Annotated in this window: 17 protein-coding genes; 5 read left to right on the plus strand and 12 right to left on the minus strand. The window is 68.2% G+C overall.

Annotated elements, in window-relative coordinates:
• Positions 1-4: 4 nt before the first annotated feature.
• Genes bioD through ABIC25_RS19610 form a run of 3 tightly spaced genes read right to left on the minus strand, consistent with a single transcriptional unit; the run spans position 5 to position 3,332 of the window.
• On the minus strand, positions 5-835 hold the full coding sequence (bioD, locus tag ABIC25_RS19600) for an ATP-dependent dethiobiotin synthetase BioD (protein ID WP_354562793.1): 831 nt from the start codon (positions 833-835) through the stop codon (positions 5-7).
• Complete coding sequence (locus ABIC25_RS19605; protein WP_354562794.1) at positions 832-2,013, minus strand: 8-amino-7-oxononanoate synthase; 1,182 nt, start codon at positions 2,011-2,013, stop codon at positions 832-834. The genes bioD and ABIC25_RS19605 overlap by 4 nt, the downstream gene beginning before the upstream one ends.
• Entirely contained in the window at positions 2,010-3,332 is a 1,323-nt protein-coding gene (locus ABIC25_RS19610; protein WP_354562795.1) for an adenosylmethionine--8-amino-7-oxononanoate transaminase, read from the minus strand. Before ABIC25_RS19610 ends, ABIC25_RS19605 begins: the two co-directional genes overlap by 4 nt.
• A gap of 132 nt (positions 3,333-3,464) precedes the next feature.
• Here ABIC25_RS19610 and ABIC25_RS19615 point away from each other — a divergent pair, with 132 nt between their 5' ends.
• From ABIC25_RS19615 to treY, 4 genes are all read left to right on the plus strand, one after another.
• Positions 3,465-4,022, plus strand: a complete 558-nt coding sequence (locus ABIC25_RS19615; protein WP_101819490.1) for a TetR family transcriptional regulator — start codon at positions 3,465-3,467, stop codon at positions 4,020-4,022.
• A gap of 169 nt (positions 4,023-4,191) precedes the next feature.
• A complete protein-coding gene (locus ABIC25_RS19620) occupies positions 4,192-6,369 on the plus strand; it encodes an acyltransferase family protein (protein WP_354562796.1) in 2,178 nt (725 codons plus the stop codon).
• 133 nt (positions 6,370-6,502) lie between these two features.
• Positions 6,503-9,127, plus strand: coding sequence for a glycogen debranching protein GlgX (gene glgX, locus ABIC25_RS19625; protein WP_435529108.1), 2,625 nt, complete (start codon positions 6,503-6,505; stop codon positions 9,125-9,127).
• A gap of 4 nt (positions 9,128-9,131) precedes the next feature.
• Positions 9,132-11,483, plus strand: coding sequence for a malto-oligosyltrehalose synthase (treY, locus tag ABIC25_RS19630; RefSeq protein ID WP_354562797.1), 2,352 nt, complete (start codon positions 9,132-9,134; stop codon positions 11,481-11,483).
• Positions 11,484-11,493: 10 nt separating this feature from the next.
• Here treY and ABIC25_RS19635 read toward each other — a convergent pair whose 3' ends face one another.
• From ABIC25_RS19635 to ABIC25_RS19675, 9 genes are read right to left on the minus strand one after another with little or no spacing between them, the layout of a single operon-like run.
• Positions 11,494-12,417, minus strand: a complete 924-nt coding sequence (locus ABIC25_RS19635) for a hypothetical protein (RefSeq protein WP_354562799.1) — start codon at positions 12,415-12,417, stop codon at positions 11,494-11,496.
• Between the two features lie 59 nt (positions 12,418-12,476).
• Positions 12,477-13,649, minus strand: a complete 1,173-nt coding sequence (locus ABIC25_RS19640; RefSeq protein ID WP_354562800.1) for an MlaD family protein — start codon at positions 13,647-13,649, stop codon at positions 12,477-12,479.
• Positions 13,646-14,833, minus strand: coding sequence for an MlaD family protein (locus ABIC25_RS19645; protein WP_374206320.1), 1,188 nt, complete (start codon positions 14,831-14,833; stop codon positions 13,646-13,648). Before ABIC25_RS19645 ends, ABIC25_RS19640 begins: the two co-directional genes overlap by 4 nt.
• Positions 14,830-15,930 (minus strand): MCE family protein, encoded by a 1,101-nt coding sequence (locus ABIC25_RS19650; RefSeq protein WP_004021199.1) that lies wholly within the window; start codon positions 15,928-15,930, stop codon positions 14,830-14,832. Before ABIC25_RS19650 ends, ABIC25_RS19645 begins: the two co-directional genes overlap by 4 nt.
• Positions 15,931-15,956: 26 nt before the next feature.
• Entirely contained in the window at positions 15,957-16,946 is a 990-nt protein-coding gene (locus ABIC25_RS19655) for an MCE family protein (RefSeq protein WP_354562802.1), read from the minus strand.
• Positions 16,943-17,977, minus strand: coding sequence for an MCE family protein (locus ABIC25_RS19660; RefSeq protein ID WP_004021201.1), 1,035 nt, complete (start codon positions 17,975-17,977; stop codon positions 16,943-16,945). Before ABIC25_RS19660 ends, ABIC25_RS19655 begins: the two co-directional genes overlap by 4 nt.
• Complete coding sequence (locus tag ABIC25_RS19665; RefSeq protein ID WP_354562804.1) at positions 17,974-19,308, minus strand: MlaD family protein; 1,335 nt, start codon at positions 19,306-19,308, stop codon at positions 17,974-17,976. The genes ABIC25_RS19660 and ABIC25_RS19665 overlap by 4 nt, the downstream gene beginning before the upstream one ends.
• Before the next feature lie 10 nt (positions 19,309-19,318).
• Positions 19,319-20,185, minus strand: a complete 867-nt coding sequence (locus ABIC25_RS19670) for an MlaE family ABC transporter permease (protein ID WP_004021203.1) — start codon at positions 20,183-20,185, stop codon at positions 19,319-19,321.
• A gap of 1 nt (position 20,186) precedes the next feature.
• Positions 20,187-21,044, minus strand: a complete 858-nt coding sequence (locus ABIC25_RS19675) for an MlaE family ABC transporter permease (RefSeq protein WP_004021204.1) — start codon at positions 21,042-21,044, stop codon at positions 20,187-20,189.
• Between the two features lie 349 nt (positions 21,045-21,393).
• Here ABIC25_RS19675 and treZ point away from each other — a divergent pair, with 349 nt between their 5' ends.
• Entirely contained in the window at positions 21,394-23,145 is a 1,752-nt protein-coding gene (gene treZ, locus ABIC25_RS19680; RefSeq protein ID WP_354562885.1) for a malto-oligosyltrehalose trehalohydrolase, read from the plus strand.
• Positions 23,146-23,159 lie beyond the last annotated feature (14 nt).

Consider the following 23,159-nt stretch of genomic DNA (forward strand, 5'->3'; position numbering starts at 1 on the left):
CGGTTCAGGGCGTCCGGACGAGCTGTTCCGGGCACGTGGGTGACAGAGTCGTGAGCCACTCGTCGTCGAACCACGACGGTGCGCGGGTCCGGAAGTCGACGGGTGCGAGACTCGCCGCGCCCGCGGGCAGTACGCCGACCACCGGTACTCCGGTCACCCGCGGGAGATCGGTGCGGTTGCAGCGCATCGCGAGGTCGGGATCGTTCGGCCACCAACCGATCACGAGACCGGCCGGGCGCAGGCCGCGCGCCCGCACCGCGCCCACGGTGAGCTCGGCGTGATTGAGCGCGCCGAGTCCGGGCGCCACGACGATCAGAAGACCGTCGGCGGTGTCGGGAGCGAGTGTGGCCGCGGCGATGTCGAGGATCGTGGCCGACTCCCCCAGTCGCACGAGCACACCGCCCGCCCCCTCCACGAGGGTGAGGTCGTGTGACACCGCCAGATCGTCCACCCCCCGGACGATGACCGTCGGATCGGCCATTGGCATCCCGGCGCGCCGCGCGGCGGTGTCGGGGGCGAGGGGCTCGGGATAGCGGAACAGCTCGACGGCCGTGACGTCGCCCGCGAGGCGTCGTACCTCGGCGAGGTCGCCGGGCTCGTCGTGGCCGATCCCGGTCTGGACCGGTTTGCAGACGGCTACTCGGGTTTCGGGCCCTTCGTGGCTCGTCGCTATCGCTCCTCGCACCTCAGGGAGCACGGGGTGGTGGCGCGCCTGCGCTCCTCGCCCCCAGGGGATCTGACAAGCCGCGGCGAGGGCCGCTGTCGCGACGGTCTTCCCGACGTCGGTCGACGTCCCGGTGACGGCGAGGACGGTGCCTCGTGTTCTGGTGCTCACCGTGCACCGACTTCGCGCAGGGCCGCGTCGACGACGGCGGCCACCCGGTCGAGGGTGTCGGTGTCGAGATCCGCGCGCACGGTGATCCGTAGCCTCGAGGTCCCGACCGGAACCGAGGGCGGGCGAAAGCATCCGACGAGCACGCCGCGGTCGCGGCACGCCGTCGCGGCCGCCACCGCACGCTGCGGATCCCCGACGACGATCGAGATCACGGCGGCGGCCGGTTCGTCGACGCCGCAGGCGGACGCCAGCCGACGGGCGTTGGCGCGCAACCGGTCCGGCAGACCGGGTTCGGCGCGCAGGATCTTCAGGGCGGCATGCGCGGCACCCACCGCGGCCGGATTGAGGCCGGTGTCGAAGATGAAGGTGCGCGCGCAGTCGATCAGGTGCGACCGCAGCACCGCCGATCCGAGGACCACACCGCCCTGCGCACCGAGCGACTTCGACAGCACGGTCGTGACGACGAGGTCGGGCGCCCCCGAAAGGCCCTGCTCGGCAACGAGTCCCCGTCCGCCCGGGCCGCGCACACCGAGGGCGTGGGCCTCGTCGACGAGCAGGGCTGCGCCGTGCGCGCGGGCCGCGGCATACAGATCCGCGACCGGCGCCGGCTGACCGTCGATGCTGTACACCGAATCGGTGACCACCAGCGCGCGGCTCTCGGTGCGCTCGGCCAGCACCCGCCGCACGGCCTCGTGGTCGCCGCGATCGACGACCACGACTCGGGCGCGCGACAACCGGCAACCGTCGATCAGTGATGCATGGGTACCGGTGTCACTGACGATGAGGTCGCCGCGCGTCGCGAGCGCGGTGACGGCGCCGACATTGGCGAGGTAGCCCGACGAGAAGGTCAGCGCGGCCGAAAAGCCGAGGAAGTCGGCGAGATCGTCTTCGAGGTCGATGTGCGCCTGAGTGGTGCCGACCACCAGACGGGAGGCCGTCGATCCCCCGCCCCACCGATCCGCGGCGGCACGGGCCCCGGCGACGACCGCGGGGTGCGTCGACAACCCGAGGTAGTCGTTGGAGCCGAGGTTGATCTCCCCGGCACCGGCACGCCGGACATGCGGACAGCGATGCAATCCGGCGTCGGCGCGCTGCCGCGCGGCGCCGGCGAGCCACGCCAGCCCGACCTCCGCGCCGGTGACGACCGTCGAGTCCCGTTGTGCCTGAGCCGAGGTCATGACCGGACCCCGACCAGAGCGCGATCGCCCACCGTCGCGTGGACGGCCGCGGAGATCCCGCGGACGATCACCGCGATGTCCTCGGACGTGCTGATGAACGGTGGCATCGTGTAGACGAGAGTGCGGAACGGCCGCAGCCAGGCGCCCGCGTCGACCGCGGCGTCGGTCGCCGCGACCATGTCGACCGGTCGATCGAGTTCGACGACGCCGATCGCGCCGAGGACCCGCACATCGACGACGCCGTCGAGTTCCCGGAGCGGTTCCAGCCCCTCGGCGAGTCCGCGCTCGATCGCCGACACCCGCTCGGCCCACGGCGTTTCCAGCAGGAGCTCGATCGCCGCGACCGCCACCGCACACGCCAGCGGGTTGGCCATGAAGGTCGGACCGTGTGCGAGGCCGCCCGCCTCCCCTGCGCTGATCACCTCGGCGATCTCCGTCGTACACAGGGTCGCGGCGAGGGTCAGGTAGCCGCCAGTCAGCGCCTTGCCGACACACATGATGTCCGGCGACACACCCGTCCCGCCGTCGGCAGCGGGAGCGGCGTCGGCCGCGAACAGCGTTCCGGTACGGCCGAATCCGGTGGCGATCTCGTCGAACACGAGCAGGACGTCGTGGCGGTCGCAGATCTCGCGGAGTGCGCATAGATACGCCGCGTCGTGGAATCGCATTCCGCCTGCGCCCTGGACGACGGGTTCGACGATGATCGCGGCGAGCTCGTCGCGGTGCGCGAGCACGGTCCGCTCCAATTCGGCGACATAGTCGGCCCGGAAGTCGGCCGGCGGCGCGTCGACGAAGATCTGCCGCGCGAGCACGCCCGACCACATCGCGTGCATGCCGCCGTCGGGATCACACACGCTCATCGGGGCGAAGGTGTCGCCGTGGTAGCCGCCGCGCCAGGTGAGCAGACGGGTACGCCCCGTCTGCCCGCGGCTGCGCCAGTACTGCAGCGCCATCTTGACCGCCACCTCCACCGACACCGATCCCGAGTCACAGAAGAACACCTTCTGCAGCCCGGCGGGAGTGACGTCGACGAGAAGCTGCGCCAGCCGCGCGGCCGGCTCATGGGTGAGCCCGCCGAACATGACATGCGACATCCGCCCCAGCTGAGCGGCTGCGGCCGCGTCGAGCCGCGGGTGGCGATACCCGTGGATCGCGGCCCACCACGAGCTCATGCCGTCGACGACCGTCCGCCCGTCGGCGAGTTCGAGGCGGACACCGGAGGCCGAGGTCACGACCCGCGGACGCGTCGTCGCGGGCAGCGCACCGTATGGATGCCAGATGTGGCGTGCGTCGATGCGGCTGACGTCCTCGTGATCCACCTCTGCACCTCCTGGTCGCCAACGGTCGCCCCTGGACACCGTCCAGGATTCCTGAACACCGTACAGGCAGTCCTGAACGGTGTACAGGGGCGGGTCGGATGCCCGATTCGGGAGATCACTACGCTGACGCGGGTGAGCAACAGTCGCACCGACGTCCTGCGCGCCGCCCGCGACATCCTGGGCGAGCACAGCCTGGCCGACCTGTCGATGCGACGGCTCGCCACCGAGCTCGGCGTGCGCCCCAACGCGCTCTACTGGCATTTCCCCAACAAACAGACTCTGCTGGCCGCGCTCGCCGACGACATCCTGGACGCGGTCGCGATCCCCGACACCGGGCTGGCATGGGACGAACGCCTCGATCGGCTCGCGTCCGGGATGCGCGGCGCACTGCTCGCGGTGCCCGACAGCGCGGAGGTGGTGTCGTCGAGCTGGGCCAGCGGGCTGTCGTCGAAGGCGATCACCGCCGACATCATCGCCGCCGGGTCGGCCGGCGGGTTGTCGCTGCGCGACGCCGAGGCGGTCAGCACGGCTCTGTGCCAGCTCGTGATCGGCCTCACCATCGAAGAACAGACGCGCGCACAGATGGAGCGCCTCGGCGTCACCGGACCATCGGGACGGGACTTCGCCGGCGAGTTCCGCGACGGGCTGGCCATCATCCTCGACGGGGCCCGGACACGCGGCTCCCGGTGATCCCACCGCGTCGGCCGATGCCCGGTTCCGCGCGAGTGTCACAGTTGCCGGAATCGGTATTTCACAGCTTCGGCGAGTACATTGCTAGCCGGTCATCGCGGCCCGGCCCTCGAGACCGATCTGTCCCCCACCGGAAAGAACACGCCCTGTGGCATCGACGACGCGAGTAGTGGCGCCGGAGTCGTCCCCCTCGACGCCGACGACGCCCGCATACCGCACCGACCTCGACGGCCTGCGAGGCATCGCGATCGCCCTCGTCGCCTGTTTCCACGTGTGGTTCGGCAAGGTCTCCGGCGGCGTCGACGTCTTCCTCACGCTCTCGGGGTACTTCTTCGTCGGGTCGCTGCTGCGCCACGCGATCTCCAGTCAGGCGCCGCATGTCACCTTCCGCGACACGCTGAACCCGTGGCCGCGGCTCAAGCGGCTCCTCAAACGCCTGCTGCCGGCACTGTTCACGGTGCTCATCGCGGTCACCGTGCTGACGCTGCTGATCCTGCCGCAGACCCGCTGGGCCAACGTCGGGCGTGAGGTCATCGCGAGCGCGCTGTATTACCAGAACTGGTATCTGGCACAGAACTCGCAGGACTATCTCGCCGCCAGCTCAGCGAACAGCCCGCTGCAGCACATCTGGTCGATGTCCGTGCAGGGCCAGTTCTTCGTCGTGACACTGCTCGTCGCCCTCGCGTTCGCGGCGCTTCTCAAACTCGGCGCCCGGGTCGCGCGGCCGTTCGCCGATCCCCGGGTCATCAGGTTCCTGGTCGGCGGCGCGGTCTTCGCCGTCGCCCTCGTCTCCTTCTACTGGGCCCACCGCGGCCTGGCGATCAACCAGCCGTACAACTACTACGACACGCTGTCGCGGCTGTGGGAGCCGCTCGCCGGCGGCCTGCTGGCGATCTGGTTGCCGTCGCTGCGAGTCCCCAACTGGCTTCGCAACGTCGCGACCGTCGCCGCGTTGGCACTGATCGTCAGCTGCGGATTCTGGATCGACGGCGTGAACGCCTACCCCGGTCCGATGGCGCTCGTGCCGGTCGGTGCGACGCTGCTGATCATCTGGGCGGGCGCGACCGCCCTGCAGAAGCCGCCGCGCGGCACCCATGCCGCCGCCACCGAGATGCCTGTCACCAACCGATGGCTGGCGAGCCGGTGGCCGGTGTGGCTCGGGACCATCGCGTACTCGCTCTATCTGTGGCACTGGCCGCTGCTGATCTTCTACCTGACCTGGCGGGACAAGAACCACGCGAACTTCTTCGAGGGTGTGGTCATCCTCGGGGTGTCGGTCGGCCTCGCGTGGCTCACCAAGCGCTACATCGAGGACCCACTGCGCGGGGGCGACCGGTCGGCACTGACCCGCGGCACCCGCGACGGACGTTCGCGGTGGCTGTCGTACACGTCGGTCGTGACGTCGATCCTGGTGGTGGGCACCCTCGTCACCGGCGTCGGCATCACCGTGTGGGAACGGCACGTCGCCAACATCGTCGTCGACACGAAGAATCTCGATCCGAGGTCGTATCCGGGCGCCCGCGCGCTGCTCGACGGATGGCCGGTTCCCGCACTCGACCCGCAGCCGTCGGCCCTGGAGGTCATCAAGGACTTCCCCGAGACCTCGACCGACGGGTACATGAGCGACTTCAGCGACAACGAGATCCACGTTGGCGTCTACGGTGACCCCACCGCGACGCGCACCATCGCGCTCGCGGGCGGTTCACACGCCGAGATGTGGATCTCGGCACTCGACACCCTCGGCAAGCGCAACGGCTTCAAGGTGAAGACCTACCTCAAGATGGGGTGCCCGCTGTCGACGAACAAGATCCCCAAGCAGCGCGGCGTGCCCTACCCGGAGTGCTACGACTGGGGGCAGCGCGTCATCGACCGCGTCATCGCGGACAAACCGGATGCCGTCCTGACGAACTCGACCCGACCGCGGGACTACGAACCCGGCGACTGGGTGCCGCCGGACTACGTGCCCATCTTCGATCGCTTCCTCGACGCGGGGGTACCGGTGCTCGGCATGCGCGACACCCCGTGGCCGAAGAACGCGAAGGGGACCATCGACACGCCGATCTGCCTCGCCGACGGCGGCGACGCGGAGAGCTGTGGATCGAATCGCGCCGCCGTGCTCGAGCCCGAGGATCCCGCCGCAGCGTTGGCCTCGACGCGACCGGACTTCCACCCGCTCGACATGTCCGATGGCATCTGCACCCCCGAGCGCTGCCCGGCCATCGTCGGCAACATCACGGTCTACAAGGATCCCCATCACCTGAGTGCGACCTACGTCCGCAGCCTGACCGACGAACTCGGCCGACAGATGGCGGAACAGCTGCCGTGGACCGGCCCCGGGGTCCCGTGACGACGCCGGCCGGCGCCGTCTGATCGCCCGCTGCCCGGGGTCGGCGACCGCCCACCGGTGGGACATCCCACATCCGGGCCGACCGACCGCGTCCGGAGATGACCACTCGCGACAACGCGACTAGGGTCGACCCATGACGTCGCCGAAGGCGGGTAAGACCGAACCGCCAGCCCCCGGTGCCCAGCCGGGCGATCCCGGCTCCACCGCCGATCCTCACTCTTCTGCCGATCCCAGCTCTTCCGGTGAGCCCCGCGAACCAGGTCTCGACACCGCCTCGACGACAGCAGCGCCACCGAGCGGCGACATCACCTCCGAGCCGGTTCCGATGCCGTCCGACCCTATCCAGGCCGAGGCGCTCGTCCACCCCGAGCCGGCGCCGATCCCGGTGTGGCCCGGTACCCCGTACCCCCTCGGCGCCACGTACGACGGTGTGGGAACGAACTTCTCGCTGTTCTCGGAGGTCGCCGAAGCCGTCGAGCTGTGCCTGATCGACCGCGAGGGCCACGAACGCCGCATCCGGCTCGAAGAGGTCGACGGATACTGCTGGCACTGCTATCTGCCCAACGTCGGTCCGGGACAGTTCTACGGCTTCCGCGTCTACGGACCCTATGACCCGTCGCAGGGACTGCGTTGCGACCCGAGCAAGTTGCTGCTCGACCCGTACGGCAAGGCGTTCCACGGCGACTTCGACGGCGACGCATCGCTGTTCTCCTACCCGCTCCCGTCGCCTCCCGAGGCCGACGACGAACCCGCGGCCGACGACAGCGGCGACGAGGCTTCCGCCACCGTGACCGACGCGGCCGGTGACACCGGGCCCGAGGCGGACGGCGCCGACGACGCCGACACATCCGCGCCCGACGATGCGGCCGACCCCGACGCCGACAACACCGACGCCGACAACACCGACGAGGTCCCACCCGCCGAGACCGGGCAGGACGACAACGGAGCCGCACCGAGCGCGGAGGACAACGCCCAGACCGCCGGCGACGAACCGGTCAACGAGATGCCGCAACTGGACTCGCTCGGGCACACCATGGTCTCGGTGGTGATCAACCCCTACTTCGACTGGCAGAACGATCGGTCGCCCAATCGCCCGTATCACCAGACGGTGATCTACGAGGCGCACGTCAAGGGTATGACGGCGACCCACCCCGACATCCCGGAATACCTTCGCGGTACCTATGCGGGGCTGTGCCATCCGGTGATCATCGACCATCTCAAGGAACTGGGGATCACGGCCATCGAGCTGATGCCCGTCCACCAGTTCATGCAGGACTTCGTGCTGCGCGATCAGGGTCTCCGGAACTACTGGGGCTACAACACCTTCGGCTTCCTGGCGCCGCACATCGAGTACTCGTCGAACCCCGACCAGCCGGCCAGCGCGGTGACCGAGTTCAAGGCGATGGTCCGTGAATTCCACAACGCGGGCATCGAGGTCATCCTCGACGTCGTCTACAACCACACCGCCGAGGGCAATCATCTCGGTCCGACCGTGTCGTTCCGCGGCATCGACAACGCCGCCTACTACCGGCTCGTCGACGGCGAGCCCGAGATGTACATGGACTACACCGGAACCGGCAACAGTCTCAACGGCCGTCATCCGCACACGCTGCAGCTCATCATGGACTCGCTGCGCTACTGGATCCTCGAGATGCACGTCGACGGTTTCCGTTTCGACCTCGCGTCCACGCTGGCCCGCGAACTCCACGACGTGGACCGCCTGTCGGCGTTCTTCGATCTCGTGCAGCAGGACCCGGTCGTCAGCCAGGTGAAGCTCATCGCCGAACCCTGGGACATCGGCGAGGGCGGCTACCAGGTGGGCAACTTCCCACCGCTGTGGACCGAATGGAACGGCAAGTACCGCGACACCGTGCGCGACTACTGGCGCGGCGAGCCATCCACCCTGGGCGAGTTCGCCTCCCGGTTGACCGGGTCCTCGGATCTGTACGAGGCGACCGGCCGACGCCCGCTGGCGAGCATCAACTTCGTCATCGCCCACGACGGTTTCACGCTGCGGGACCTGGTGTCCTACAACGAGAAACACAACATGGCCAACGGTGAGGACAATCGCGACGGCGAGAGCCACAACCGATCGTGGAACTGCGGCGTCGAAGGTCCGACCGACGATCCCGAGATCAACGCACTGCGCGCACGGCAGCAGCGGAACATCCTGGCCACGCTGTTCCTGTCGCAGGGCACGCCGATGCTCGCGCACGGCGACGAGATCGGACGCACCCAGCAGGGCAACAACAACGTCTACTGCCAGGACTCCGAATTGTCTTGGATGGACTGGACACTCGCCGAGGAGAACGCCGACCTGCTGGAGTTCACCCGCAAGGCCATCGCCTTGCGCACCCGACATCCGGTGTTCCGGCGTCGGAAGTTCTTCGGCGGGAAGCCGATCCGATGGGGTGACCAGGCGCTCGACATCGCCTGGCTCACACCCGCCGGCCAGGAGATGACCGCCGAGGACTGGGACAGCGGGTTCGGCAAGAGCCTTGCCGTGTTCCTCAACGGAAACGGCCTGGGCGAGAAGGACGAACGCGGCGAACTGGTGGTCGACGACTCGTTCTTCATCTGCTTCAACGCACACTACGAGGACCTGGACTTCACTCTTCCGCCGAACTGGTACGGCAACGAGTGGGTCGGTGAACTGGACACGACCCACCCCGTCGGGGAGACCGAACTGACGGCCGCCTCCGGCGAGTCGGTGACGGTCGGCGCCCGCTCGGTCCTGGTCCTGCGGAAGACCGCCTGAACCCATGAGCAATCGTCCGACCCCGCACGCGACGTATCGGCTCCAGCTGCACGGCGACTTCGGGTTCGCCGACGCCGCAGGCATCCTCGACCACCTCGTCGGGTTGGGGATCAGTCACGTCTACCTCTCCCCGATCGGCACGGCGTCGGCCGGCTCGACGCACGGCTACGACTGGCTACCGCCACCGGCGGTGGCGGATGTGCTCGGCGGTCTCGACGGTCTGCGCGAATTGCGTTCGGCGGCAGCCGAACGCGGGCTGGGTCTGATCATCGACATCGTCCCGAACCACACCGGGGTGGCCGACGCGCTCGCCAATCCATGGTTCGCCGACCTGCTCCGCCACGGGTCGGGGTCGGCGTACGCGAGCTATTTCGATGCCGACTTCGGAGTCGACAACGGGGCCGACGGGAAGCTGGCGCTGCCGATCGTCGCCGCCGACGGCGACCTGAGTCCACTCGAGATCGACGAGCACGGGCATCTGCGGTACTACGACCATGCGTTCCCGATCGCCCCCGGCACCGGCGACACTCGGCCCGCTCGCTCCGCTCCCGGCGCCGGCGACGGAACACCGGGTGAGGTCCACGACCGCCAGCACTATCGGCTCGTCCCCTGGAACAGCGGGCTCATCGGGTACCGGCGGTTCTTCACCGTCAACGAGCTCGCCGGTCTCCGCCAGGAGGATCCAGAGGTCTACAACGCCACGCATCAGTGGCTGCGTGAGTTGCTCGACGCCGACCTCATCGACGGTGTGCGCGTGGATCATCCCGACGGCCTGTGGGATCCGCAGGACTACCTGCGTCGCCTCCGCGCCGACGTGAGCGACGATCGGTTGCTCTACATCGAGAAGATCCTGGCTCCCGACGAGCCGCTCGAGCCGACCCTGCCGGTCGAGGGCACCACCGGGTACGACCACATGCGCGTCATCGACGCGGTGTTCGTGGCACCGGCCGGGGTCGCCCAGCTCACCGAAGTGCACGAACGGATCACCGGCGAGACGGGAGACGCACGGTGGGTGGAGACCGCCGAGCACGATCGGAAGCTCCGCACGCTGCGCGAGTCCTTCCCGGCCGAACTGCGACGCCTCGTGCGCGCGATCAACGCCGTCGGCGGCGGTGCGCCCGCCGCCGACACGGACCTCATCGCCGCTGCCTGTGCCGAACTCATCGCCGCTCTCGGGGTCTATCGGGCCGACTACCCGTCGCTGCGTCCACGCCTCCTCGCGGTGGCCGCCGGCATCGGCGACGCAAAGCCGGAACTGCGTCCGGCCCTCGAGGTCATCGTGCGCGAGACGGCGGAGCCCGGCGAGGTGACGTCGCGGCTGGCCCAGACCTGCGGCGCGGTGACCGCGAAGAGCGTCGAGGACAGCCTGTTCTACCGCACGGCCAGGCTCGTGTCCGCCCAGGAGGTCGGCGGTGACCCCGCGAACCCGGTGTTGTCGCTCACCGAGTTCCACCGGCACAACGCCGAGCGTGCGGCGACCTGGCCGCTGGCGATGACGGCGACATCGACGCACGACACCAAACGCGGCGAGGACGTGCGCGCACGCATCGCGGTGCTCGCCCAGGTCCCCGCCCGATGGTCCCAGCTGGTCGACAGAGTCTGGCATGACACCGACGTGCCGGATGACCTGACCGGATACTTCCTGCTGCAGAACATCTTCGGAGTCTGGCCGATCGACGGCCGGGTCACCGACGAGCTACGCGAGCGACTGATCGAGTACGCCCGGAAGGCGACTCGGGAGGCTGGACTCCGCACCACGTGGACGGAGATCGACGAGGAGTTCGAGGCGGCAGTCGAGGCCTGGATCGGCCAGGTCACCTCCGGTGACATCGCGGCCGCGATCTCCGAACTCGTCGCCCGGATCGCATCGGCGTGGGAGCAGGAAGCGCTGGCTCGCAAGGCGATTGCGATCCTCGGCCCCGGAGTGCCCGACATCTATCAGGGCACCGAATGGTGGGAGGACTCGCTCGTCGACCCCGACAACCGGCGACCTGTCGACTTCGGCCGCTCGACCGAGCATCCCAAGACCGAACTCGTACGGGATGCCCTGCGGGCCCGGGCCCGTCACGCCCATGCGTTCGGTGCGTGCGGTACATACGACCGGTTGACCGCCGACGGGCCGGCCGCCGATCACACCATCGCGTTCGCGCGCGGTACCGACGACGGCCCCTCGGTCGTCGTAGTCACCGCGCGGTTCACCCACAGCCTCGACGACGAGGCGGCGGCCGCCACGTCGATCACATTGCCCCCGGGATCGCGATGGCGTGACGAGCGGACGGGCACCGTGCACGACGGGGCGGTCGATCTCCGCACCGCGCGCAGCCGGCACCCGGTGGCGATTCTCGTGCGGGACTGACCGCTTCGGGTCAGCCTGCGGGCGCGGGAGCCGGGGCCGCCGGTTGCGGGGATGGCTGCGGTGCCGGTGCTCCGCCCGCGCCCGGCAGCGACTGCGACGGGTCGATCTGGCCGCTCGGGCTGCCCGGCGGGCCGTCGACCTTCGACACCAGCCACTTGCCGTCTTCCTTGCTCAGATCGAGACGGAAGACCATCAGGCTGGTGCCGCCGTTGGGCAGCTTCACGCTTCGGCCGGTCACCTCCGCCATCACCACCGTCTGCGCGGAGTCGGCGTCGACGGTCTCGACGGCCACCACGTTGATCGTGGAGGACACCTCGATGTTCAGCGACTCCACGTTCGCCTCGGTGTCGGCGCGCTCCTGCTCGAGGCGGGTGCGCAGCTCACCGGTCGACAGCGGACCGAGCAGTTCCTTCGAATTGCCGGCATTGGCCGCGTTGAGGGTGGTGACGAGCTTGGTCACGAAGTCCGCCGAGGCCGTCTTGGAGTCGGCGAACGCGTCGGCCTCCCGCTGGAGGTCGTAGGCACGCCAGCCCAGGAACGCGACGAGGGCGACGAGGGCGACCGCCACGACGGCGGCGAGGACCTTCTTGATCCCACCGCCCGTCACCGTGAAGGAGATCTCCCGCCGGTCCGACGAGTCCTTCGCGGACTCGGTCGGAGAGTCGGCCGGTTCGGTCGTCGGGGTCGCTGCCGTGCCCGGCTTCGACGGGGTCGCCGACGAGCCGCCGCGGCGGGCGGACTTCCCACGCGGCGCCGACGCCGTGGCCGGCGTCGTCGTCTCGGTCGTCGTCTCGGTCGTCGTCTCGGTCGCCGACTCCTCGTCGTGCGTCACCGCATCGGTGCCGGCGGGTTCGACCGCGTCGACCTCTGGTGAGGCGGCGCCCGCCTCGTTCTCGGTCTCCGGGGTCACGTCGGGGTCATTCCGGTCAGTCATCTACAGGTCACGCAACTTGTCTGTCGTCGTCGAGTGGCCGTCAGTCGTCGAGCGGCCCATCACTTGTCGAGCGGAACGGTACGGGCGTTCGGGTCGTAACCCGGCGGCGGTCCCGCGGTGTCATCGCCCGGCGGCCGCGGCGCGTTGGCCGAGCCTCGGATCTGCTGACGCGGATCCTCGGTCACACAGTACAGATTGGTCGGGATGGTCAGCTCGAGGATCTGCGTCGGCCGACGTGGGGTCACCGGGTAGTTGCAACTCGGGCGCGGATAGACCGAGCCGAAGACCCACCAGGCTCCGTCGTGAAACATGGTGAGGCTCTTGACACTGGCGTCCCGGATGGCGGGGAACAGCGTCGCCAGAGCCGGCGCACGCAGCGCACCCTGTTCGGCGATGTCGACGAACTGCTTCGTCACGTCCGTGATCGGATCGGTCAGCTGATTGATCGAACCGGCCAGACTCGTGAACTGCGATGGACCCCGATCGAGGAGCTCACGGAGTTCCTTGTCGGACGACGCCGCCGCGTTCACCAGCGAACTGAGTCCGGCCACCGTCGTACCGAAGTCGGGCTGGATCTGCGCGGTGGTCTTGAAGATGGTGCCCGCGTTCTGGATGAATTTGGTCGTCTCCGGCAACGCCGTGTACAGCTTCGCGAAGATGGTGCCGCCCGAGTCGAAGATCACCGACAGGTCGTTCGGGCCGTCCTCGTCGTACAGCGCGATCTTCAGATTGTCCACGGCGGAACGGAGTTTCGCGGGGTCGATCTGGTTGATCAGTTCCAGCGAGGACTCGAGCAGCTGCGAGAACGGAACGGTGACCTCGGTCTGGTCTGCCCGGATGACGTCGCCGTCCTCGAGATAGGGACCGTCGGAGGTGGCCGGCTGGAAGTCGACGTACTGCTCACCCGCCGCCGACAGTCCCAGCGCCGCGACCTTGGAATCGCGGTTGATCTTGTACCGGTCGTCCACCGTGACCACGACCTCGACCGAATCCGGTTGCACCCGAACGGTGTCCACATCACCGATGCTGGCACCTCGCAGCGTGACCCCCGAGGTCTCCTGCAGACCGCCGGAGATGGGGAACTCGATCGTGAGCGAGTACTTGTCGGCGAGGGGTTGCCACCTCAGGACCCCCAGGGTGAGGTAGCCGAGTCCGACGACCATCACGAGCACCAGGGCGATGTTGCCCACGAGTACCGAATTCCTGCGCAGGACTCCGAACACGCCGCTCATCCGCAACACCCCTTGGTCCCGGTGATCCGCGCCAGCAGGCGGGTCAGTGTCTGCTGCAGCGCAGCCGAACCCTCGTCGACGTCCTCGATCTCGGGCAGCCTGCTCGCCGAGTCGAATCCGACACCGGGGCTGAGCCAGTAGACCTTCGACGACACCGCGGCCGCGCTGCCCGGCGTGGACTTGACCCACTTCGGAGTCAGCGTGTGCAGGTTGTCGGCCAGCGATCCGAGCGGGCCGGCGGCCTGCCGGAGGCCGGCCAGCACCGTCGACAGATGGCCGAGCATCTCGACGAGGTTGTCCTGGTCGGTGTCGAGGAAGTCGTTGGTCGCCGCGGTGACCTGCTGGGTCTTGTCCAGCGTGGTCAGGATCGTGGCGATCTGCCCGTTCAGCGACTCGAGCGCCGGACCCAGCTTGTTGATCGACGCCATGATCTGTGCGCGCCCGTCCGCGAGTTGCCCGGTCAGGACGCGTGTGGTGGCCAGCGACCGGTCGACCGCCGCGGAACTCTGGTTCAGCTTTCGGATACCGGTCGTCAGGCCGCGGATGGCGCCGTTGAGGTCCGTCGGGTTCGTCGCGACGGCGCTGCTCAGTTCGGTGAGGATGACGGTCAGCGAGTTGAGGGACCCGCTGTCCACGACCCCGCTCATGCTGATCAGGAGATCCTCGACCGTCGCCGCGGCCGACGTCGGACCGGTGAGGGTGTCCCCGTCGACCATCAGGCCGTCACGCGCCTCGATCGGCGGCAGCAGCGCGACGAACACGTCGCCCAGCGGCGTGGCCTGGCGCAGCTCGGCGCCGGTGCCCACCGGGAGTTTGGTCTTCTTGCTGACCTCCATGGTCACCAGGGCGGTGTAGTCCTTGGCGACGAGGTCGGTGACCTGCCCGACGTCGGTTCCGTTGAGCTTCACCTTCGCCCGCGTCGGCAGGTTCAGCGCGTTGTCGAACTTCGCGTTCAGCGTGATCGAGTCCCCGATACCACCCGGTGCCGGCAGCGGGATCTGCTCGACCGTGAGACTCGGGAGCAGACCGCACCCGGTCAGTCCCATCAGCGCGGCGAGCAACACCGCGAGCACGCCACCTCGGCGAAGCCCGTTCCGGCGATCGGGCCCGCGGCGTGACCGCGCCGGTGACGGACGTCCGCCCGGCCCCGGACGGTCCAGCGAGTCCATTGTCGCCGTTCTCATTTCGTCAGCTCCAGCATCGCCGAGTAGATACCGAGATCGGGACCGAAGTCCTTGAGCTTGCCCGTCCGGCAACCGTCCTTCTGCAGGTTGATCGCCTCACAGAACTTGGCGAGCAGTTCGTTGTCGACGAGGGACTTGTCGAGGAGCACCTGTGCGCGCCACGCGCCCTGTTCGGCCGAGATGGAGTTGCTCAGATTCTGGAAGAGCAGCGGTCCGACGTCGATGGTCTCCACCACCTGCCGCGAGTAGTCGCTGAGGTTGGCGGTCAACGCGGCGAGCCGGTCGAACGACACCGACATCGTGTTGGTGTTGTTCTGCAGGAACACGGTCGTGTTCTGCAAGGTCTGGTTCAGGTTCCCGAGCGTCGCGAGCAGACCCGGCGCCTGGTCGCCCAGCAGCTCCGAGACCTCGTTGACCGACTTCGAGAAGGCCGTCATCTTCGGATAGTTCTGTACCAGGGTGGTGGTCAGTCCCTCGATGGTCTCGATGATGTCGACGAGGGCATCGCTGTTGCCCGCCACCACATCTGACGCCCCGCCGAGTTCGTCGAGTGCCGCGCGGATCTCCTCGCCGTTGCCGGTCGCGATGCCGGAGGTGATGTCGATCATCTCCGCGAGCGGCCCGGGGCCTCGACCTTCGCCCTTGAGTGCGACGACCAGACCGTCGATGGCGTCGAACAATTCGCCGACCGAGACCGGCGCCTTCGTCTCCTTCAGGACCGATCCGTCCTGGAGCTTCGGTCCGCCGTCGTAGGCCGGTGAGAGCTCGACGTGCCGGGTGGTGACGATCGAGGTGTTGACGATCGCCGCGGTCGCGTCGGCGGGGACCGGGACGTCGTTGTCGATCGTCATGGTCACCTTCACCCGATCACCCTGTGGCTCGACCGCGGTGACCTGACCGACCGGCATGCCGAGGACGGCGACGTCGTTGCTGACGTACAGCCCGGCGACGTTGTCGAAGTAGGCGGTGACCTCGATGGCCTGTCCGACCGCCGCTTTCCAGCTCCCGGGGATCATCGAGCAGCCCGAGAGCCCGAGGATGCCCAGCAGCGCGATCCCGATCAGCAGGATCGGGCGGCGGGATCGGTTGGCGTGCATCGTCGTACCTGTCGTCCTGTCCGTGGTCAGCATCCGTCCACCACCCGCGCCAGGCACAGCCAGTTGTCCGGGAAGATGCCCCACGGCAGGTAGCCGTTGGCGTAGGGCCCGTCACCGATGACGTTGTTGGTCAGGCGCGCGGTGACCGGCAGGATCTCCAGCAGCTTGCGGAGATTGTTGCGGTTCTTCTCCAGCCCCTGCGTGATCGTGTTCAGGTTCGCCATGATCGGCGCGAACTGGTTGGCGTTCTCGCCGGCCACTGCGGTCGCCTGCTCGGTGAGTTCGGCGATGCCGTCGAGCATGCGGGTGACCAGTTCCTCACGCGCGACGATCTTCTGGGTGAGATCGCGTCCCTGCCCGACGATCACGGCGAGCTGGGCCTGATTGTCGTTGACGATGGTCGTGATCGTCTTGGTGTCGGCGATCAGCTGATTGATCTGGTCCTTGCGGTTGGTGATGACCTTCGACATCTGGGTGAGCGCCTCGAAGGTCGGCTCGGTGATCGCCGGCACGCCGGCGAGCTGCCGGTTGAGGGTCCGGATGCTCTCGGAGAGCGTCTTGTCGTCGATACCGGTCAGGATCGGCGCCCCCGCCTCGATGGTGCGCTGCAGGTCGTAGGGCACGGCCGTCTTCGCGATGTGTCCGTCGGGCGCGTCCTCGGGCGAATCCCCCAGCGACACATCGATGTAGCGCTGACCGAGCAGCGTCGACATCTTGATCTCCGCCGAGCCGTTGGACGTCACCCGGACGTCGTTGTCGACCTTCATGGTGATCGCCACGTGCTGCCCGGCGAGTTCGGTGTCGGTGACCTCGCCGACGTCGATGCCTGCGACGCGGACCTTGTCCCCCGGCCGGATACCGCCGGCCTGGGCGAAGTCGCCGGTGAGCGTCTGCTTGCCCAGATGCGCGGTGGCGAGGGCCGTCACGCCCAGCAGGAGGGCGACGATGACCACAGCACCGATCACACCGGCCCACACCCGCCGGTTGTTGCGGAAACTCTTACGGAACCAGCTCATCGGCACACCACCGAGTGATTCGTGCCGCCGATCTTGTTGAAGATGCCGGGCGGCAGCAGGACGTCACCGATCGCGACGTCGAGATCGCACGCATAGATGTTCAAGTAGGCGCCCTCACCGAGCACGAGCGGGAAATGACCGAGGAAGACCGGGGCGTCGACCGCCATCCGATCGAGTTTGGCGCCGTTGCTGATCAGCGTGTTGGTCGCGATTCGACCGTCCGTCGCGGCGTTCGCCAGACTCTGCCGGCTCTCGCTCAGCACGTCGGCGAAACCGCTTGCGGTACGGCCGATGTCGGTGACCGCGCTACCGAAGGCCGCCGAGTTGGAGTTGAGATTGGCGATCAGCGCCGACATCGACTCGATGACGGTGCCCAGCTGGCCGCCCTGCCGCGACAGGTCACGCATCACCACGCTCAGGTTGTTGATGATCGCCCCGAGCACGACGTCGCGGTTGGCGGTGTCCTCCGCGAGCCGACCGACCTCGGCGACCGTGTAGCTCAGCGACACCGAATTGCCCTGGAACGCTTGGATCAACCCTTCGGACAGGGCATTGACCTGCTCCGGGGTGAGGGTTTCGAAGACCGGCTGGAACCCGGCCAGCAGCGTGGTGACGTCGAACGAGTCCTCGGAGGGCAGCTCGAGCGTCGACCCCGGATCGAGTGGCCGGCTGTCCCGATCGGGGACGAGGGTCAGGTTCAGATACCGCTGGCCGATGAGGTTCTGGTAGCGGATCGCCGCACGGGTGTTGGTGTACACCTGCTGGTTGTTCTGCACCTCGAAGGTGACCCGCGCGCGGCCGTCGGCGAGTTCGATCTGGTCCACCCGACCGACGCGGACGCCGGCCATGCGGACGTCGTCGCCCGTGGCGAGACCCGACGCGTCCTTGAAGTAGGTGGTGTAGCTGTTGGTCGTGCCCGGCACCGAACGTTCCAGCGTCGAGAAGATCACGTAGGTGACCAGCAACGCGGCGATGCCGAAGATCGTGAACCCGATCAGCGGTTTGCGGATCGACTCCGAGGCCGCGCTCATCGTCCTCCTCCTTGGCCGTCGCCGCCCGCGGGACCGGTGGCGTTCCGCACGTCGAGCGACTGGACCAGTGGTCCGAGCATGATCGTGTCGGCCGCCGACGGGGTGCGGCGCAACACGGTGCCGAGGGTCTTGTTGTCGGCGTCGGTGGTCACGTTGCCCACCGGCTTGTTCCGGCGCATGCCGTCGGAGGGGTAGATCGACAGCGGACCGGACATGGTCGGCCCCGTCCCCGTTCCGGGCCCGACACAACCCGGGCCGCGCAGAGTGCCGTACGGACCGCCGTCGTAGACCGGACAGTTCTGCCGGGTGTAGCGCTGGAAGGCACCGAAGCTGACGCCGATGTTGAGCTGGACGTGCCCGTTCGTGCCGGTGAACACCGTCAACACCCGGGCGGCGAGATTGTTCAGTGCGATCACGCCCTGGGGCAACGAGTTCGGTTCCAGGACCAGCGCCCCCAGCATCCGGTTCAGATCGGTCACGAGGCGCTGACCGCCGTCGCCGTTGCGCGCGAACAGCAACTGGGTCTGATCGAGCAGCCCCTGGCTGGCCGTCAGCACCGCGGTCAGATCGCGCTGCTTCTCCGCGATCGTCACCGCCGGGATCACGCTGCGTCCCAGGGTGTCGAGAAGCTGCGGCGCCGACTGCGACAGTCCGGTGAGCGCGGCGTCGAAGTTGTCGAAACCGGGCGGGGCTCCCGGCGGGAACTGGGCGTTGATCGAGTCGAAGTAGGTCCGCAGCACGCCGACGAACGACCCGAACACCGATCCGCCGCCCTTGAGGGCGTCGGCGATGGTGCCGAGCACCTGCGCGAGTTCCTCGGGCGGCACGGCGTCGAGGATCTGCTTCAGCTCGTTCTGGGCGTCCTGCAGTTTTATCGTCTCGAGTGACTTGTCGGCCGGGATCACGGCACCGGCGGCCAGCCGGTCGCCGCCCACCTCGGCGGGCGGGACCAACTCGACGGAGTTGACGCCGAAGAGGTTCGACGGAACCGTCCGCGCGGTCACCGACGCCGGGATCCCCTCGGCCTGGGCCGGCTCGATGTCGATGCCGACGTTCTTGATCAGCCGGGCGGCATCGGTCTGCGAGTCGTCGACGACGGCGATGGACTTGACCGTGCCGACGATCAGCCCGTTGTACCGGACGTCGGCGCCGTTGGAGAGGCCGTCACCGACATCGACGAGGTCGGCGGTCACGGCCACCGTCTTGCTGAACGTCCCCTGGTAGCGCATGAAGAGCAGCACGAAGATGACCAGCAGGACGAGCAGGAAGGCGACGCCGCGCAGTACGTACTGCAGCAGGGAGGGATTGCGCCCGTCGGTCGCGATGTTCACGGTCTCCCCCTCAACCCGAGATCTTGATTCCGGGCGAGGTGCCCCAGAACACGAGTGTCATGACCAGGTTCGCGAACACGATGACGATGATCGCGAGGCGGATGGCGTGTCCGGCAGCAACTCCCACTCCTTCGGGTCCCCCTGAGGCGAAGTAGCCGTAGTAGCACTGGATGAAGGTCGTCAGCAGGACGAAGACGATCACCTTGATGAACGAGAACAACATGTCCCACGAGACGAGGAACTGGTTGAAGTAGTACAGGTAGGTGCCCCCGCCCTGACCGCTCTGCACCATGAACATGAACTGGCAGGCGAGGTAGTTCGCGGCCAGCGACACCGAGTAGAGCGGGACGATCGCGAGGACCGCCGCACACATCCGGGTGGTGACGAGGTACGGCAGCGGCCGGATCGCGATCGCCTCGAGGGCGTCGATCTCCTCCGCGATGCGCATCGAACCCAGCTGTGCGGTGAACCGGCAGCCCGACTGGGCGGTGAACGCGGTCGCGGCGAGCAGGGGCGCGATCTCACGGGTGGTCGCGAAGGCGGACAGACCGCCGGTCACCGGCGACATGCCGAGCAGATTGAGGGCGGTGTAGCCCTCGATCCCGACCGTCGCACCGCCCATGACCCCGAGGATCACCATGACGCCCACGGTTCCACCGCCGACCACGATGGCACCGTTGCCCCACGCCACATCGGCCAGGAGGCGCCACACCTCTTTGCTGTAGTGGCGGAACGCCAGTGGGACCGCACCGATGGACCGGACCAGGAACGTGATCAGGTGGCCCATGGCGGCGAGCGCATCGCGCGGACCGCGATACACCGCCTTGGCGGCCTCGAGCGGCCGCAGGGCCGGTGGCACGTACCGTGACGCGGTCATCTCACACCACCTTCGCCGGGAACAGGATCGTGAACAGCTGCGTCAGGATCACGTTCACCGTGAACAGCAGCAGGACCGAGTTGACGACGGCGGCGTTGACCGAGTTGGCCACGCCGGCGGGTCCGCCCTTCGTCGAGAGGCCGCGATCGCAGGCGACGATCGCCACGATCGCGCCGAATATGACGGCTTTGGCCAGGGCGAACATCAGGTCCGCGGTGGTCGCGAAGGACGCGAAGGTCCCGGTGTAGCTGCCCGGTGTGCCGCCCTGGAAGTAGACATTGAAGACGTAACCCGTGATGAACCCGACGAAGCAGACGAACCCGCAGAGCAGGAAGCTGACCACCATGGTCGCGAGGAGTCGCGGTGAGATGAGCCGTTCGATCGGGTTGACACCCATGACGCGCATGGCGTCGATCTCGTCGCGGATCGTGCGCGAGCCGAGGTCGGCGGCGATGGCCGAGCCGACCGCGCCGGCCAGGAGCAACGACGTGACCAGCGGGGCGCCCTGCCGGATCACGCCCAGGCCCGTCGCGGCACCGGAGAACGAGGTCGCACCGACCTGACCGGCGATGTTGGACACCTGGATCGACACGATGACGCCGATCGGGATCGCGACCAGGAGCGTCGGGAAGACCGAGGTGCTGGCCATGAAGGCGCACTGTCGGACGAACTCGCCGAACGGGAACCGCCGCTTGAAGAGGTCGACGAAGAGGGTACGGAACACCTCGACGAACATGCCGAGCTGACGTCCGAAGGTGTCGAACGAGGCGACGATGTGGCCGTCGTACCACGACCGAACCGCCCCCGGCCTCTTGCGGCCCACCTCCTCGTCATCCGAGGTGACTGCGTTAGTGCTCAATCCCTACCCTTGCGTCTCGGCTTACCCGTTCACCGGCCGTCAGGTCGCGATCGCGCGTGTCGTCGCCGACGCGCGTCCTCGTTTCCGCAGAACCCCTCCGCGTGCCCCCCGTGGGCAGAAGCGCCGCGGGTAACATACCCCATTCTCGTGGTCCAAATGTGTCCGGCCTCACAGTAGCCCGCGACTGCACCTGTCCGGGGTCCGACATACCTTGCATGATGTGACGAATCCCCCGACCGTTCCTGCTGTTGCCCAGAGCACAATAACTTGGTCGGCCGACCAACGGGAACAAAACCTACCACTTCGTTCCATTGGGGGCCCGTTCCGATCACCGAGGTCGCTGGACGAGATCCGTGTCTGGGCGCCGAACGCGCAGGTCGTCGACCTCGTGACGACGAGCGCGACCGGTTCGACGCAGGTGCGCACGCCCATGTCGACCGCGGCGGACGGTTGGTGGCAGGTCGACGCCGTCCCGGCCGGCGGCACCGATGGCGATCTCCGCTACGGATTCTCGATCGACGGCGGACCACCGCGTCCGGACCCGCGCGCCGTCCGTCTGCCGGGCGGGGTGCACGAACTCTCCGCGCTGTTCACCGTCGACCCCGACGCCTGGACCGACGACGCGTGGGCCGGCCGGGACATCCGGGGTGCGGTGGTCTACGAGCTACATCTGGGGACGTTCACAGCCGAGGGCACGCTCGACTCGGCGATCGACCGACTCGATCATCTCGTCGAGTTGGGAGTCGACTTCGTCGAGCTGATGCCGGTCAACGCGTTCAACGGTGAGCACAACTGGGGTTACGACGGCGTCGGCTGGTACGCGGTCCAGGAGAGTTATGGCGGGCCCGCGGCGCTGGCCCGGTTCGTGGACGCCTGTCACGCGGCGGGACTGGGCGTCGTCCTCGACGTCGTGTACAACCACCTCGGCCCCTCCGGCAACTACCTACCCGACTTCGGGCCCTACCTCAGCGCGGGGACCACATCGTGGGGGTCGTCGGTCAATCTGTCCGATCCGGACTCCGACGAGGTGCGGGCGTTCATCCTCGGCACCGCGCTGCGGTGGTTCAGCGAGTTCCACGTGGACGCACTGCGCCTCGACGCCGTGCACGCGCTGACCGATCACCGCGCCGTTCACCTCCTGGAGGAGCTCGCCGCCGCCACCGACGACCTCGCCGCCCGACTCGGGCGCCCCCTGTCGCTGATCGCCGAGAGCGATCTCAACGATCCCCGGATGATCCTGCCGCGCACGGTCAACGGACTCGGGCTCGCGGCACAGTGGGACGACGACATCCACCACGCGATCCACACGCTGGTGTCCGGCGAACGGCAGGGCTACTACGGCGACTTCGGCAGCTACGAGTGCCTGGCGAAGGTCCTCACCGGCGGCTTCTTCCACAACGGCACCTATTCGTCGTTCCGCAGGCGGCACCACGGACGGCCGATCCCTACCGATACCGTGTCCGCGTCGGCGCTGCTCGCCTACACCTGCAACCACGACCAGATCGGCAACCGGGCGATCGGTGACCGTCCGAGCGCCTATCTCGACGGCGGTCAACTCGCGATCAAGGCGGCGCTCGTTCTGCTGTCCCCCTTCACCCCGATGCTGTTCATGGGTGAGGAATGGGCTGCCGCGACGCCATTCCAGTTCTTCACCTCCCACCCGGAACCCGAACTGGGCCGAGCCACCGCCGAGGGGCGTAAGGCGGAGTTCGCCGAACACGGCTGGGACAGCGACGATGTGCCGGACCCGCAGGATCCGGCGACGTTCGAGCGGTCGAAGCTGGATTGGACCGAACTCGACGATCCCGACCACGCCCGCATGCTCGACTTCTACCGAACGCTGATCGCGTTACGGAAAGCCGAAGCGGCGCTGCACGATCCGACCTTCGCGTCGGTGTCCGTCGACTTCGACGAGGCGTCCGGATGGTTCGCGATGCACCGCGGGGACTGGTCCGTGGTGTGCGTGCCCGGGGACGAACCGGCCACCGTGCCCCTCGTACTCGACGTCGAGATGGCGTGGGAGCCGGCCCGTTCCGACGGCGCCGGGTTCACCTCGCCGGGCCACAACGTGATCATCGGCCGCCGCGGCAACGTCTCCTAGCCCGAAGCCGCGTG

The sequence above is a fragment of the Gordonia sp. PvP123 genome (genome assembly GCF_040547295.1).
GTDB lineage: Bacteria > Actinomycetota > Actinomycetes > Mycobacteriales > Mycobacteriaceae > Gordonia > Gordonia terrae.